The sequence below is a fragment of the Celeribacter halophilus genome (assembly GCF_900114135.1).
GTDB classification, from domain to species: domain Bacteria; phylum Pseudomonadota; class Alphaproteobacteria; order Rhodobacterales; family Rhodobacteraceae; genus Celeribacter; species Celeribacter halophilus.
Genome location: NZ_FORY01000007.1, coordinates 119,534 through 134,080, shown reverse-complemented (window position 1 = coordinate 134,080; position 14,547 = coordinate 119,534). Strand labels below are relative to the sequence as shown.

The following is a 14,547-nucleotide window of genomic DNA, read 5'->3' as shown; positions in this document are numbered from 1 at the left end:
CGTTTCTCATGGCTGACGTTCAGACAAGCCCAATGGGCCGTCTGAGGTCAAGGGTCAAGGGGAACTCCGGATGCGGCACTTCGGTGGCCGGTGTGTAATTGCCGGGCGAATGCCCGTTGGGTTCAAACCGCGCCAGACGCCGTGCTTCGGCTTCGTTGCCGTTCACAGGGAAGGTGTCATAGCTGCGCCCGCCCGGATGCGCGACGTGATAGGTGCATCCCGCAATGGGTCGACCTGTCCAGTCGTCATAAATGTCGAAATGCAGCGGTGCGTTCACCGGCAGGACCGGATGCAACGCCTCGGACGGTTGCCATGCCTTGAACCGGACACCCGCGACGGATGCACCTGATGTTTGGGTTTTCGCGAGAGGCAGCGGTCGGCGGTTGCACATGACGCGATAGCGGTCCTGATGCAGCGTGGTCAATTTTACCTGAAGCCGTTCAACCGAACTGTCCGTGTAGCGCACTGTGCCGCCGATTGCGCCGGTCTCGCCAAGCACATGCCACGGCTCCAGTGCCTGACGGATTTCGAGATGCACGCCTTCGGCCTCGATCTGGCCGCAGAAGGGGAACCGGAATTCGGCCTGTGCCTTGAACCACTCGGGATCCATCTCGAACCCGTGGTGTTTCAGGTCGGCCAGAAGCGACAGAAGGTCTTCCCAGAGATAATGCGGCAACATGAACCGGTCGTGCAGGACAGTGCCCCAGCGCACGGGTTTGCCCTCCACCGGCGCATTCCAGCAGCGTGCAATGATGGCGCGTAAAAGGAGCTGCTGGGCAAGGCTCATGCGCGGGTCGGGCGGCATTTCAAAGCCGCGAAATTCCACCAGCCCCAAACGTCCGGTCGGCCCGTCGGGGGAGTAGAGCTTGTCGATGCAAATCTCTGCCCTGTGCGTGTTGCCAGTCACATCGGTGAGCATGTTGCGCAGCAGGCGATCCACCAGCCACGGCGGCGGCACGGAGCCTTCCGCCGGAGGTTTGATCTGGCTGAGGGCGATTTCCAGTTCGTAAAGCGTGTCATGGCGCGCCTCGTCGATGCGCGGGGCTTGCGAGGTCGGGCCGATAAACAGGCCGGAGAAGAGATAGGATAGGGACGGGTGCCGCTGCCAAATGAGGATCAGCGACTTGAGCAAATCGGGCCGCCGCAGGAACGGGCTGTCCGAAGGTGTCGCGCCGCCGACGACCACATGGTTACCGCCCCCCGTGCCGGTATGACGCCCGTCGATCATGAATTTGTCGGCGCCAAGACGCGACAGACGCGCCTCTTCGTAAACCGCTTCGGTGGTGGCGACACATTCGTCCCAACTGTGGGCGGGATGAATATTGACCTCGATCACCCCCGGATCGGGAGCCACGCGGATCACGTTGAGACGCGGGTCTTCGGGCGGGGAATACCCCTCCACATGAATCGGCAGACCCAGCTCGGCGGCGGTTTCTTCGGCAGTTGTCAGAAGTTCGAGATAATCTTCCAGCGCTTCGCAGGGCGGCATGAACAGGCACAAACGCCCGTCACGCGGTTCAATGGCGATGGCGGTGCGGACCTCGCTTTTGGACGGATCAACACCCTGCCCGATCAGGGCCTGACGTTCGGTCTCGTCGCGCTGGCTCTCGGAGACCATCTGCGTATGGTCCTGAGAGGTTTCCGGCAGAAGACCGGCCTTTTCCTGTGCCTCTTTGGCGGCTTCCTCGGCGGCAAGGCGCGCGATTTCCGTCTCGATCTTTTTGCGGCGCTCGGACACTTCGGCATGGAAATCCGGCAAGGCCCCGTGATCGACCATCGGATCAGAGGGGTAGGAATAGGGAAATGACTCCGGCGGAATATGCGGCAACGCCCCCAGCGGGAGGCGGAAGCCGACAGGGCTATCGCCGGGCACGAGGAACAGATGCCCGCGACGGGTTTTCCAGACTTCGGAGAGCCAGTGCGATCCGGCTTTCGACTGCCAGCGCTGGATCGGCAGCACATAGCCCGAAGGCTCGGTCAGCCCGCGCTCGAACACGCGGGCATAGCGCGCGCGATCTTCGGGATTCTTGAGCTTGCTGTTGTCCGGGCTGACGTTGGGAGGTAGGAGGGATTCCTTCAAAATCCACTCGCCGGGATCTTCATAAGCGGGCTGGGCGCAGACCGGATCGACGCCAAGGTTCTTGGCAAACAGCGTCATGAACTCGCCCGCATCCTTGGCCCCTGCGGGGGTGACCTGCTTTTCCTTGGCGATGAGATCGGGGTTTTTCCAGACGGGTTTGCCGTCACGACGCCAGTATAGCGAAAATGTCCAGCGCGGCAGGCTCTCGCCCGGATACCATTTGCCCTGCCCGTAATGCAGGAAGCCACCGGGGGCGAAACGGTCCCGCAGGCGGCGGATCAGCTCGTCGGCCAGCCCGCGCTTTTGCGGCCCCACTGCGGCGGTGTTCCATTCGTCGCTTTCGAAATCGTCAATGGAGACAAAGGTCGGCTCCCCGCCCATGGTCAGCCGCACGTCGCCCTCTTCGAGTGATTTATCGACTTTCTGGCCAAGCGCGTTGAGCCGCTCCCATGCGTCTTGCGAAAACGGTTTGGTGATGCGCGGATGTTCGGCCACGCGTTTGACCTCCATCTGGAAGTCAAAGGAGACCTCCGGCGTGCCGACAGAGGAATAACCGCCGGAAATCGGCGCGGCGTTGCGGTAATGCGGGGTCGCGGCCAGCGGGATATGGCTTTCGCCGGTCAAAAGCCCCGAGGTCGGATCAAGCCCGATCCAGCCTGCGCCGGGCAGGTAGACCTCGCACCATGCGTGCAGATCGGTGAAGTCCTGTTCCGTGCCCGACGGTCCGTCGAGTGCTTCGATATCGGGTTTGAGCTGGATGAGATAGCCGGAGACAAAACGGGCCGCAAACCCCAGATGGCGCAGAACCTGCACCAGCAACCATGAACTGTCACGACAAGAGCCGGATTTTTTCTCCAGCGTTTCGTCCGGTGTCTGCACGCCGGGTTCCATGCGGATGGTGTAATTCACATAATCGGCAATCCGTGCATTGAGACCAACAAGGAAATCGACCGTGCGGGTCTCTGTGTAGTCAATCGACCCCACGAATTGCGCCAGAAGCGGGCCTTCGGGTTCGGGGGTGCGATAGATGACCAGATCGTCTTTCAGATCATCGGGATATTCAAACGGCCAATGTTCCGCGTTTTCCTCGACGAAGAAATCGAACGGGTTGTAGACCGTCATATCGGCCACCAGATCGACCTCGATCTTGAACTCGCGCACCGGCTCCGGAAAGACGAAGCGGGATTGCCAGTTGCCATAGGGGTCTTGCTGATGGTTAACGAAATGCCCCGTCGGGGTCACTTTGAGCGAATGAGAAATTACGCGGGTGCGTGAATGTGGCGCCGGACGCAGGCGGATGATTTGCGGTCCGAGTTCAATATTGCGATCGTATGTGTAATGAGTGACGTGGTGAATGGATGCGTAAATCGCCATGTGTCAGACTGCGCCTTTTTCTCTGATCCTGCCCGAATAGGCTATAAGGCCGCCGGTAAAGCTACACGGCCAAAAGCCCGCATTGTCGGAAATGCGTCCTATATTCAGGCGGAACGCCTTCTTTTTAATCAATGTGCGCGACATATCTGCCTGCGCCACGCGAGATGTTGGTCGTCACGGGCGTGGAGCAGGCCGGAGGGATGCCTGTGGATTGTTGCGTCAGGGACACCTTGGAATGCCCAGCCGGATCAATTCGCGTCCTTTGATTTTCATCGGGTTGTGAATGCGGAAACGTGCGGTTTTCATATACCATGAGCGTAGAAAAGACGGATAGTGCGCGGCGATCACGCGTGACCACTGGTCAAACTCCAGAGATGTCAGTTTCGAGAAAAAACGGTATGGCCCGTGAAAGGCAAACGACGTCTCCGGCAGGATGCAGACGGTGTTGGCCCCCAGAAACATGGTGCAGCTCGACATACAGACCCGTCCGCGGATTTCCACCGCCTGTCCGAGCTGGTTGATTTGCCGGATCTATTCCGTGCGCTTTCGGACGCTGCCGCCATAGTCGTTTGGAATGACGACGATGGCACCGGGCTTTTGTGATCCGGGTTTTGCAGCATGAGCTGCGGACTGCATGGAAACGGCAAGGGCCGCAGCCAGACAGAGTGAGAGAACCGGACGGCGTAAGGCATAGGCCGCCAATGCGCATGCCGGACGCATGCGCAGAAGATTGAATGTTGTCATGATATCACCCCACGTGATTTCAGAGGCTTTCTAGCCTCGGCACGCCGACCCCAATCGGCTCACATGGGAGTAGAGCAGAGAAAGCCTAAGAAACTCTTACCCCTGCGTCCGACCCCATCCGGACTTAGCATCGCATGTGGCGACTTTGTCATCTTGCCCGTGTCCGCTCATGGGTTTACCTCTGTGACAAAGGAGATTTCCCATGCCAGCGCCCAACGAAGCCCTTCTCGTCATAGACATCCAAAACGATTTTTGCCCCGGCGGGGCTTTGGCGGTGACGGGGGGCGACGGGATTGTGCCGGGGGTCAATCAGCTCATGGACGATTTCGCCACAGTGATCCTGACGCAGGACTGGCATCCCGCAGGCCACAGTTCATTTGCCAGCAGCCATAAGGCGGAGCCGTTCACCACCACGCAGATGCCTTATGGCACACAGGTGCTTTGGCCCGATCATTGTATCCAAGGCACCGAGGGCGCCGCTTTTCACAAGGATCTGCGCGTTGATGGTGATCTGATCATTCGCAAGGGGTTCAACCCCGAGATCGACAGCTATTCCGCCTTTTTCGAGAATGACCATACAACGCCCACGGGGCTTGAGGGGTATCTGCGCACACGGGGGATCGACAGGTTGACGATGGTCGGTCTGGCGACAGACTTCTGCGTGAATTTCTCTGCCGTAGATGCCGCAAAGCTTGGCTTTGCTGTCACGGTGCGCACCGATCTGTGTCGGGCGATTGATATGGATGGCTCGCTTGCCGCCGCGATGGACGGCATGAAGCAGGCCGGAGTTGAGGTTCGATAAGGCGATGACACCTAAAATTATTACAACACTGAAAACCTATACACGGGACGAATTCAGCGCCGACCTTTTCGCGGGGGTGACCGTCGCGCTTGTCGCCTTGCCTCTGTCCATCGCCATCGCCATCGCTTCCGGCGCGGTCCCGGCCGTGGGCTTTGTGACCGCGATTGTTGCAGGCTTCCTGATTTCTGCGCTGGGCGGGAGCCGTGTCCAGATCGGCGGGCCGACCGGTGCGTTCATTGTCGTTGTCGCGGGGGTTATCACAACCCACGGCTATGGCGGGCTGGTCACGGCGACCTTTCTGGCGGGGATTATCCTGATCATCGCGGGATTGTTGCGTGCAGGGCAATTGGTGCGCCATGTGCCCGAAGCGGTGATCAACGGCTTCACAATCGGGATCGGGGTTATCATCGGGACCAGCCAGCTTCCCGATTTTTTCGGATTTACCGGCGCTTTCCCCGCTGATTTTCTTGAGAAAATTCCGGCGTTGTTTGCCGCCTTGCCACAACTCAACCCCGCCTCTCTCATGACGGGTGTTGTGACCGTGGTGCTGATCATCCTGTTGCGGCGTGCCTTTCCGCGTCTGCCGGGGCTGATCGTGGCTGTGGCTTTGACCTCGGCGATTGTTGCGTTTTTTGATCTGCCGGTGGAAACCATCCGCTCGCGCTTTGGCGAGTTGCCGCGCAGCCTGCCTGCGCCGCATTTGCCGGAAATGAGCTTTGCAACCTTGCGGGAGCTTTTGCCCTCCGCCTTGGTGATTGCGTTTCTGGCGGGTGTGGAATCCTTGTTGTCCGCGATGGTGGCGGACCGGATGATCGGCGGCAAACACCGTTCCAACGCCGAGCTTATGGCGCAAGGCTGGGCCAATATCGGATCGTCCCTCTTTGGCGGCCTGCCGGCCACCGGCGCGATTGCGCGGACGGCCACCAACGTGCGCGCGGGCGGGAAAACGCCTGTGGCGGGGATTGTCCATGCGCTGACACTTCTGGCGATCATGATGCTGGCGGCCCCTCTGGCGGGCTATCTGGCGCTTCCGGCGCTGTCGGGGCTGTTGCTTCTCACCGCATGGAACATGTCGGAGCCGCATCGCTGGGGCGAATATGCACGCGGTCGGCGCTCTGATCTTGTGCTTTTGCTGGTCACTCTGATCCTGACGGTTGTCACCGACCTGACGGTTGCCATCGGGACGGGCATCGCGCTTGGCCTCGCCATGCGCCTGTCGCGGCGCGGTGTCGATGATCCGGAGTGGACGCCACGCGACAAATAGGCGGGCAGTCTGCCGCCACAAAGCCCGTTTTGCGGCCTTTTCCTTGCCAAACCGGCGTGTGTCCTGCTTTAACAGCGCCGATACAGGAGAAGGGGCCGCCAAATGGTCGATATCGCAACTCGCGTCTATAATCACAAATGGAAGATCGATCCGATCGTCCGGTCCCTCATTGATACGGACTTTTACAAGCTGCTGATGTGTCAGTCGGTGTTCCGCAACAAGCGCGACACCCATGTCACCTTTTCGCTGATCAACCGTTCGAAAGACATCCGCCTTGCCGATATGATCGACGAGGGCGAATTGCGCGAACAATTGGACCATGTCCGCTCGCTTTCGCTCACGCGCGGGGAAAGCACATGGATGCGCGGCAATATGTTCTACGGCAAGCGCCAGATGTTCCGCTCCGATTTCATGGAATGGTTCGAGAACCTGCGCCTTCCGGCCTACCAGCTTGAAAAACGCGACGGGCAATACGAGCTGACCTTCGAAGGGTCGTGGCCGGAGGTCATGCTTTGGGAAATCCCCGCTCTGGCGATCCTTATGGAGTTGCGCTCGCGAGCTGTGCTTGGCCCGATGAAGAAATTCGAGCTTCAGGTGCTCTATGCGCGCGGCATGACCAAGCTCTGGGAAAAGATCAAACAGTTGCAGCCGCTTGAAGGGCTGAAAATCGCGGATTTCGGCACGCGACGGCGGCATTCCTACCTTTGGCAGGACTGGTGCGTGCAGGCGATGATCGAAGGCTTGGGCACCAAGTTTACCGGCACCTCGAACTGTCTCATTGCGATGAAGCGCGATCTGGAGGCTGTCGGCACCAATGCTCATGAATTGCCGATGATCTATTCCGCCTTGGCAGAAAATGATGCCGCCTTGGCGCAAGCGCCCTATGACGTGTTGCGCGACTGGCAGGAGGAGCACGAAGGCAATCTGCGCATCATCCTGCCGGACACTTACGGCACCAAAGGCTTTCTCGAACATGCCCCCGACTGGCTCGCGGGTTGGACCGGTATCCGTATTGATTCCGGCGATCCGGCAACCGGCGCGGAAAAGGCGATCAAGTGGTGGCAAGAGCGCGGCGAAGATCCGACAAAAAAGCTCATCATCTTCTCCGACGGGCTGGACACAAGCAAGATTGTCGAGTTGCATCAGCAATTCAAAGGCCGTGTCCGCACCTCTTTCGGCTGGGGCACCTTGCTCACCAATGATTTCCGCGGGCTGACACCGGACGATGCGCTCGCACCGTTCTCGTTGGTGTGTAAAGCCGTGGAAGCAAACGGCAAACCGACAGTGAAACTGTCCGACAACCCCAAAAAGGCGATGGGGCCTGCTGACGAGATCGAGCGCTACAAGCGGGTGTTCGGTGTTGGCGCACAAGAGGCGATGGACGTGGTGGTCTAAACCTGTCGTGACGGGCTGTTCGCCGTATTGAGGGTGGCGGGCTGTTGCCCTCTCTGTGTCGCAGCCTTGAGCGCAGGCCCAATGTTGCGGCATCGTGCTCTCTTCCGGCTCCCGCGTGTTTGACGTAAGCTGATTTTGGATTTCGCGCGGTATTTGGCGTGGGGAAATGACGAAAGACGGGCTGCGATGATCACCTATCTCAAGGGCTTTTCGAAGAAAAAGGACACGTTCATGTCCTCTGTCGCCGCAGCCGATGGCGGGGCGCGAGTCTTGTGGACCATTCCGCTGTCACGGCGCGATTTCTCCGAGACTTCTGAGCGCGTGGCGGCGGCTTTGGCCGTGGCTAAACGCCAGCCGAAAGGGGCAATGGGGCGGTTTTTCAAACGTCTTTTGCTGAGGCTGCAATACAACGGTTCGCGGCGTTATTTCATGCGGCACCCCGAGACGGTGGCCCTGTGCTGGAACGGTGTCACGGGGTCGCGTCGGGTGTTCATGGCGGGTGCTGCCGATGCGGGCGTGCCGACACTCTATGCGGAACTCGCGCCTTTTTCGGACCGGATGCAGCTGGATCACACTGGGGTCAATGCCTTGGGCTCTCTGCCGCGTGACCCGCGGTTCTATACGGCATGGGCCGCCGGTGTGGCGGAGCGGCAGGGGGAGGGCTGGCGCGCCCTTGGCGAAAACCTGACATCGCGGGCTTCCCGACGGGCGGATGTGCGTCAGGAAAACGGGGCCGCGCTGGCGGGGGATAAATTTCTCTTTGTCCCGCTGCAAGTGCCCAATGACAGCCAGATCACCTTGTTTTCGGGCTGGATCGGTTCGGTCGAGAATATGATCGCGCTTTTGGCAAAGGTTGCTCCGGCCCTGCCCGAAGGATGGCATATCCGGATCAAGGAACACCCCTCTGCGAAAACCTCTCTGTCGGAGGCGTTGTCGCATGCGGTCGAGACCTCCGGCCTCCGGATCGTCGTCGATAATGACACCGACACCTTCGAACAGGTGCGTGCCAGCCAGACGGTTCTGACGATCAATTCCTCTGTCGGACTTCAGGCCTTTTTCTACGACAAGCCGGTCATCACGCTTGGCGAGGCCTTTTTCGCCCTGCCCGGACTGGTGCATCCCGTGGAGGGGAGCGACGCCCTGAACGACGTGATGGCCCATGTGGAATCACTCGGTTTCGATCCGATGCTACGCGCGGCTTTCATGAATTATCTTGATGTGGTCCATTTCCCGAAAGTATCCAAGAACGCGGATGGAGGCCTGACAATCGACGAAACTGCCGCAAAGACGTGCATTCATGCCGCCCGCGCCGCAATCCGCCATTAAGCCTCTTTCCTCCAAAGCCCCTTTCTAGTAAGGGTCCGCGCCAGTCATGTGGACTAAGAGGAGACCCAAATGGGCTATAAAGTCGTCGTCGTAGGCGCCACGGGCAACGTGGGCCGCGAAATGCTGAACATCCTCGCTGAACGCGAGTTTCCTGTGGACGAGATCGTGGCGCTGGCATCGCGCAAGTCTCTCGGCACCGAAGTGAGCTTTGGCGACAAGACCCTGACCACCAAGGATCTCGACACGTTCGATTTCACCGGATGGGATATGGCCCTTTTCGCTGTGGGCTCCGAAGCCACGAAAAAATACGCACCGAAAGCAGCCGAGGCGGGCTGTGTGGTGATCGATAACTCGTCTCTTTACCGCTACGATCCGGACATTCCGTTGATCGTGCCGGAGGTGAACCCCGACGCTATCGAACAGTATTCCAACAAGAATATCATCGCCAACCCGAACTGCTCCACCGCGCAGATGGTTGTGGCGCTCAAGCCGCTGCATGACCGTGCGAAGATCAAACGGGTTGTCGTCTCCACCTACCAATCCGTGTCAGGCTCCGGCAAGGACGCGATTGACGAGCTTTGGAACCAGACCAAAGGCATGTATGTGCCGGGTCAGGAAGTCGCGCCGAGCGTTTATCCGAAGCAGATTGCTTTCAACGTGATCCCGCATATCGATGTCTTCATGGACAGCGGCGACACCAAGGAAGAGTGGAAAATGATCGCGGAGACGAAGAAAATCGTCGACTCGTCGATCAAGGTCACGGCGACCTGTGTGCGTGTGCCGGTGTTCGTGGGCCACTCCGAGTCGATCAACATCGAATTTGAAGACTTCCTCGACGAAGATGAAGCGCGTGAGATCCTGCGCACGGCACCGGGTATCCTCGTGGTCGATAAGCGCGAGGATGGCGGCTATGTGACGCCGGTCGAATGTGTTGGCGATTTCGCGACCTTTATTTCGCGCATCCGTCAGGATGTGACCATCGAGAACGGCCTGAACCTCTGGTGTGTTTCCGACAACCTGCGTAAAGGCGCGGCCCTGAACGCGGTTCAGATCGCCGAGCTTCTCGGCCGTCGCGTGCTCAAGAAGGGCTGAGACTCGTCTGTCGAGTCGGGCCAGTAAGGTTACTAAAGTCTTAACAAAAGGGCGCTTGCGGGCGCCCTTTTTTGTTGGCGTGCGGTTATGCGATTCGCTGCGGGCGGCCTGTTGCGCTCAGAATTCGGACATTTCTGATGTCGCGCTCTGTTGATACGGGCGTGATGCTATTTTTTGATCAGGAGGGGTGAAGTGTTTATTTCACTGAAATTCAAAGGATTTTCAGAGATGAAAGTCGACTGAGGCGTTAACTTTAAACTTTATTCATTCCCGTGGCGTAATTTTGTCGATGCTATGATCCACTTACCGAGACAACAGAACCGGGAGGGTAGGGTGATGTTTCGTGTGAAGATTGACTTCGGGGCTCTCAAGCATGATGCGCGGCGGCAGGAGGCGCCCTGTGAGAGCGGCCTTAGGCGAACTGCGGTTCAGTCGCACTTGGACGAGCGATTGGGAGACTGGGCACAGGAATTGCGCACGCCCGCCCCGCAGCCACTCACCAAGGAAGATCTGTGTCGAACCTTTCACGACAAATTTCAGGCCGAGAGCGTCACAAGAAACAAAGACATCGCCTGACCCCGCCCGGTGAGACGTGCAACAGATCGGCGGGGTTCCGCCATGTTGCGCCGGAGAGGTGAGACGCGACACGATACCGCTTGCGCCCGGATGTGAGGCATTGGACCTTCCTGTTGTTCGCATAGGAGGAAACCATGTTTTCAAAGTCAGTCAGTATTAGCCATTTCACCGCGACGTGCCTCGTGGGTTCTGTCTTGATGGGCAGTCCCGCGCTGGCGGATCGGTTCGAGGCGACAAGCACTGTGACGACCGCGACGCTCTATCCCCAAGGCGCGATGGTTACACGCGAGCTTCGCCTCACGGTACCGCAAGGGACGCATGAGATTGCTCTGGCCGATATTCCTTTGGGTGCGCAGTCGGCGATGGTCCGCGACAGTCTGCAAATCGCGGTCGAAGGAGCAAGGATCGGGCCGGTGCGCTACGGCACGGCAACGTTGGGGGAGGCGGCGCTGTATCAGAGCGACGAGGCACAAGCGGCCAAGGCGATGCTCGATGCTTTGCGGGATGAGTTGCGGATCAAAGAGCGGGAGATCGCCGCCATCCGGCTTGAGGTCAGTGCTGCGGAGGATAGCCTGGCCTATCTTGAGGGGCTCACCGCTGGCGAGAACGCAACAAGCGAGTCCCTTGCGGCGACGGCCCGTATGATCCGTAAGGAATCCTTGGCCGCGCGTCTCGCCGCGCAGGATGCCACCACGCGCGCGCAAGAGGCGGAGCAGGCGCTGGACGCATTGCGCGAAGACATCCGTCAGGCCGAAGTTGAACTGTCGCGGCTTGTTCCCTCTGATGCGGAGCGATTGGCCCTGACTTTGCCCGTCACAGCGGATGCGGCAGGGGAGGTCCATGTCTCCATGACCTACATGACTCCGAATGCCTCTTGGCAACCGCTTTACACTGCGCGGCTGGATACGGAGGCGGAAACGCTCAGTCTCACGCGCTCTGTGCTTGCCTCACAACAAACGGGCGAAGTGTGGGCCGATGTCGCTCTTTCCTTCGCCACAGACAACCCGACCCGCCGCAGTTTCCCTTCTGAGCTCTATGAGAACATCCGGCGGGTGTATGAGCCGCGTCCGGTTGAGCCGGTGATGCGCTCTGAAGCCATGAGTCTCGATATGGCGAGTGCGCCTGCTCCGAAGATGGAGGCGGCGCAGGTCGCGATGCAAACCAATCTTTCTGGTCTCAGTCAGACCTATCACTTTCCGACGCCAGCCCGACTTTATTCCGGCGATGACGCGGTGGAGTTTGCGCTCTCCACGCTCGACCTGACACCGGAGATCACAGTGCGGGCCGTGCCGCTTTATGAGGATGTGGGCTATCTGATGGCGTCGTTCACAAATGACAGTGGCGAGATGCTGGTGCCGGGTCCGGTGCGCCTTTTGCGCGACGGGGTGAGCCTTGGCGAGACGGAGATGGAAACCTTGGTCGATGGGGCGGAGGCCGAGCTGGCCTTTGGCGCAATGGACGGTATCCAGCTTGATCGCGTTGTCCTGACCCGCAACGAGGGGGATCGCGGCGTGATCTCCAAGTCCGGCGAGCATGAGACGGAATGGCGGATCACCGTGACGAACCTGACCGCGCGGGAATGGCCGGTCGAGATTCTGGATCGGGTGTCTGTGTCCGAGCAGGAAGACTTGAAAATCGACTGGACCGCCTCTCCCATGCCTGATGTGGAGGATGTGGATGACAAGCGTGGGGTCTTGGCATGGCATGTTGATCTGGCGGCTGGAGAGAGTCAGGAGATCGTTTTGAGCGAGAGCCTGCGCTGGCCGGACGGCAAGTTCCTGCAATAGGGTGAAACCCGCAATCACCTTTTGCGTGTAATGCGCGGAGGGGTTGCGGGAGCGGCGGCTGGCGCGATTCGGTTAATTTAGGCCTGTGTTAAGCCTGTCATAAAGTCGCCGCAGTATGGCCCGACCGGTGCCATCGGGATCAAAGGGAATTAACCATTCTTCCCGAGATAAGTCGAATTTTAGCTTTCGGATGTCGCGTCTTTTTGAGGCGGCATCCTTTTGATTTTTAAGGTGTAATTTTTAGATCAAGCAAGACTTTGACGCAGATGTTTCAAATTGTATTCATGCACCGTTTCCGCCGTTCCGGAACTCATGCTCCCATCATTTCAAGGGTTCGGGGGTCTGGGATGAAAGGACGGAAACATGATCAAGCTGATGAGAACCACAGGCCAGTCTGTCGTCTCCAAAGGCGCGCTTCTTTTCAACTGGGACGTGCCGGTTGCTGAGGCCGCAGGCCGTCCGGCCAATCATAATCTGACCCAAGCATCGCGGCGCACCAATGTGATCCTTTTGGGCGGGCATTACACAGAGCCGGATTTCCGACCGGATCTCGGCGCCCGCGTCTCGTCACTGGCCATCGCCGCCTGATTCCACCGGAACACCATTTTGGAAAGGACATATCCATGACTGACTATTTCGCCAAAGCACGCCAAGGCCGCATCAACGCACTCAATCTGCATCAAAGCGGGGCCGTGATGTTTTTCCCTGAAGAGATGGAGGAGCCTGTTGCGAGCGCACGGCCTGACGCCGAGCAGATCATGACACAGAGGAGCAAGGCGATGTTCGTGCGCTCGGATGCCACTCAGGCCGAGGCCGCCAATGTGCCTTGCGTGCCGACAGAAGGGCGCGTGGCCCATGACGCGGACGCTGTTGCAAACGTCCTACGTCTGGTGGCCTGATCTCAGACCAGTTTGAAGGACTTCGTTTCGGGATCGTATTGATGCAGATCGCCCTCGCCAATATCCGTCCACAGGCCGTGAAGGGTCAGATCGCCCTTTTCGACAGCCTCGCGGACAAAGGGAAAGGTCATCAGGTTCTCAAGCGAGACGAGGACGGCTTCCTTTTCCAGAGCGTCTTTGCGCTGCTCTTCGGGCACATCCAGAACGCGTTCGTATCCGGGGCGGAGAATGTCCATCCAGCGGCCAACGAAGGAAGATTTCTCTTCCAGTTCAGGCGCATGGCCCGAACACATGTCGTAACAGCCCTGAACGCCGCCGCAATTCGAATGTCCCAGCACGACGATATGGGCGACTTTCAAAGCGCTCACGGCATATTCGACGGCCGCAGAGGTCCCGTGATGGTCGCTGTCGTCGGTAAACGGGGGCACAAGGTTGGCGATGTTGCGGTGGATAAAGAACTCCCCCTGATCCGCGCCGAAGATAGAGGTCACATGCACACGCGAGTCGCAGCAGGAAATGATAAAGGCCCGCGGGCGCTGCCCCTCATCCGCAAGGCGGCGATACCAAGCCTTGTTTTCCGAAAAGATGGTAGCTTTCCAGCCTTGATAGCGTTGCACCAGATAGCTCGGGAGGGGCTTTGCGTATTTCATCGCTGCGGAACTCACTTTGTGGAGGTCAGGGATAATCTCGCAGAATGTAATGATATTTTTCGTAGAATTCGAGTGGAAAACTTCCCCGCAGGAAACCTTTTCTTGAGGCTGATGGGGCAAAGTGGACCGGTAGCGTGTGGGGCGCATCAAAATTTGGGGTATTGATATGATGGTGGCAAAGTTGCGGCCGGATAGTGCCGTAAAGGTAGAACAGGGTCGTTTGGAACAGCTTTATGAACAGTTGGGGCAATCCGGCGCGGATGGCGTTGTTTCCCGTGCGATGGAGGAGCTTGCGATCCGCCTCGCCAAGGTCGAGAGCTGTTATAAAAGGGGCGAACTTCAGGAGATGCAGCGCGCAGCGCGTTCCATGATCGCCATTTCCGAACAGATCGGCATGGTCACCTTTGCGCAGGTGGCCGAAGATGTGAAATCTCTGGCTATGACGCAGGACAGTGCCGCTCTGGCCGCCTGTGTCGCGCGGCTGATGCGGATCGGGGAAAATTCGCTTCTCGCCGTGTGGGATTTTCAGGGCGAGTCGGTTTAGCCCGATTCGGATGG

General features: G+C 58.8%; 13 protein-coding genes. 9 read left to right on the top strand and 4 right to left on the bottom strand.

Translation table 11 applies throughout. The annotated features are described in order from the left end of the window. Positions 1-19: 19 nt before the first annotated feature. The 3 genes from BM152_RS09235 to BM152_RS09225 all read right to left on the bottom strand — a co-directional run bounded on the left by BM152_RS09235 (position 20) and on the right by BM152_RS09225 (position 4,198). Positions 20-3,454, bottom strand: a complete 3,435-nt coding sequence (locus BM152_RS09235; protein WP_066604347.1) for a transglutaminase family protein — start codon at positions 3,452-3,454, stop codon at positions 20-22. Positions 3,455-3,673: 219 nt separating this feature from the next. Next, complete coding sequence (locus tag BM152_RS09230) at positions 3,674-3,931, bottom strand: hypothetical protein (protein WP_066604350.1); 258 nt, start codon at positions 3,929-3,931, stop codon at positions 3,674-3,676. Between the two features lie 54 nt (positions 3,932-3,985). Continuing rightward, complete coding sequence (locus BM152_RS09225; RefSeq protein ID WP_066604352.1) at positions 3,986-4,198, bottom strand: hypothetical protein; 213 nt, start codon at positions 4,196-4,198, stop codon at positions 3,986-3,988. A 202-nt stretch (positions 4,199-4,400) separates the two neighbouring features. Between BM152_RS09225 and pncA the strand changes: the two genes are divergently transcribed. The 8 genes from pncA to BM152_RS09180 all read left to right on the top strand — a co-directional run bounded on the left by pncA (position 4,401) and on the right by BM152_RS09180 (position 13,339). Further along, positions 4,401-5,000 carry a bifunctional nicotinamidase/pyrazinamidase gene (pncA, locus tag BM152_RS09220; RefSeq protein ID WP_066604358.1) on the top strand — a complete coding sequence of 200 codons (600 nt, stop codon included), beginning with the start codon at positions 4,401-4,403 and terminating at the stop codon, positions 4,998-5,000. Positions 5,001-5,004: 4 nt separating this feature from the next. After that, entirely contained in the window at positions 5,005-6,264 is a 1,260-nt protein-coding gene (locus BM152_RS09215; protein WP_066604359.1) for a SulP family inorganic anion transporter, read from the top strand. 102 nt (positions 6,265-6,366) lie between these two features. Then, complete coding sequence (pncB, locus tag BM152_RS09210) at positions 6,367-7,659, top strand: nicotinate phosphoribosyltransferase (protein WP_066604360.1); 1,293 nt, start codon at positions 6,367-6,369, stop codon at positions 7,657-7,659. A 186-nt stretch (positions 7,660-7,845) separates the two neighbouring features. Continuing rightward, positions 7,846-8,985: a capsular polysaccharide export protein, LipB/KpsS family gene (locus tag BM152_RS09205; protein WP_066604366.1), complete on the top strand. Its 1,140-nt coding sequence runs from the start codon at positions 7,846-7,848 to the stop codon at positions 8,983-8,985. 69 nt (positions 8,986-9,054) lie between these two features. Next, complete coding sequence (locus BM152_RS09200) at positions 9,055-10,077, top strand: aspartate-semialdehyde dehydrogenase (protein ID WP_066604368.1); 1,023 nt, start codon at positions 9,055-9,057, stop codon at positions 10,075-10,077. A 710-nt stretch (positions 10,078-10,787) separates the two neighbouring features. Continuing rightward, entirely contained in the window at positions 10,788-12,440 is a 1,653-nt protein-coding gene (locus BM152_RS09190; RefSeq protein WP_066604373.1) for a DUF4139 domain-containing protein, read from the top strand. A gap of 363 nt (positions 12,441-12,803) precedes the next feature. Further along, the gene (locus tag BM152_RS09185; protein WP_066604379.1) at positions 12,804-13,028 is read left to right on the top strand and encodes a hypothetical protein; all 225 of its coding nucleotides are present in this window, start codon (positions 12,804-12,806) and stop codon (positions 13,026-13,028) included. 35 nt (positions 13,029-13,063) lie between these two features. Next, positions 13,064-13,339, top strand: a complete 276-nt coding sequence (locus tag BM152_RS09180) for a hypothetical protein (RefSeq protein ID WP_066604381.1) — start codon at positions 13,064-13,066, stop codon at positions 13,337-13,339. A gap of 2 nt (positions 13,340-13,341) precedes the next feature. Here BM152_RS09180 and BM152_RS09175 read toward each other — a convergent pair whose 3' ends face one another. Then, positions 13,342-13,989, bottom strand: a complete 648-nt coding sequence (locus BM152_RS09175) for a carbonic anhydrase (RefSeq protein WP_066604383.1) — start codon at positions 13,987-13,989, stop codon at positions 13,342-13,344. A 166-nt stretch (positions 13,990-14,155) separates the two neighbouring features. Here BM152_RS09175 and BM152_RS09170 point away from each other — a divergent pair, with 166 nt between their 5' ends. Beyond that, positions 14,156-14,533, top strand: a complete 378-nt coding sequence (locus tag BM152_RS09170; protein ID WP_074914159.1) for a hypothetical protein — start codon at positions 14,156-14,158, stop codon at positions 14,531-14,533. The last annotated feature ends 14 nt before the right edge of the window (positions 14,534-14,547 follow it).

Bases quoted from the DNA above. Each gene is read 5' to 3' on its own strand.
- BM152_RS09235 (WP_066604347.1), bottom strand. From the start codon at position 3,454: ATGGCGATTTACGCATCCATTCACCACGTCACTCATTACACATACGAT.
- BM152_RS09230 (WP_066604350.1), bottom strand. From the start codon at position 3,931: ATGTCGAGCTGCACCATGTTTCTGGGGGCCAACACCGTCTGCATCCTG.
- BM152_RS09225 (WP_066604352.1), bottom strand. From the start codon at position 4,198: ATGACAACATTCAATCTTCTGCGCATGCGTCCGGCATGCGCATTGGCG.
- pncA (WP_066604358.1), top strand. From the start codon at position 4,401: ATGCCAGCGCCCAACGAAGCCCTTCTCGTCATAGACATCCAAAACGAT.
- BM152_RS09215 (WP_066604359.1), top strand. From the start codon at position 5,005: ATGACACCTAAAATTATTACAACACTGAAAACCTATACACGGGACGAA.
- pncB (WP_066604360.1), top strand. From the start codon at position 6,367: ATGGTCGATATCGCAACTCGCGTCTATAATCACAAATGGAAGATCGAT.
- BM152_RS09205 (WP_066604366.1), top strand. From the start codon at position 7,846: ATGATCACCTATCTCAAGGGCTTTTCGAAGAAAAAGGACACGTTCATG.
- BM152_RS09200 (WP_066604368.1), top strand. From the start codon at position 9,055: ATGGGCTATAAAGTCGTCGTCGTAGGCGCCACGGGCAACGTGGGCCGC.
- BM152_RS09190 (WP_066604373.1), top strand. From the start codon at position 10,788: ATGTTTTCAAAGTCAGTCAGTATTAGCCATTTCACCGCGACGTGCCTC.
- BM152_RS09185 (WP_066604379.1), top strand. From the start codon at position 12,804: ATGATCAAGCTGATGAGAACCACAGGCCAGTCTGTCGTCTCCAAAGGC.
- BM152_RS09180 (WP_066604381.1), top strand. From the start codon at position 13,064: ATGACTGACTATTTCGCCAAAGCACGCCAAGGCCGCATCAACGCACTC.
- BM152_RS09175 (WP_066604383.1), bottom strand. From the start codon at position 13,989: ATGAAATACGCAAAGCCCCTCCCGAGCTATCTGGTGCAACGCTATCAA.
- BM152_RS09170 (WP_074914159.1), top strand. From the start codon at position 14,156: ATGATGGTGGCAAAGTTGCGGCCGGATAGTGCCGTAAAGGTAGAACAG.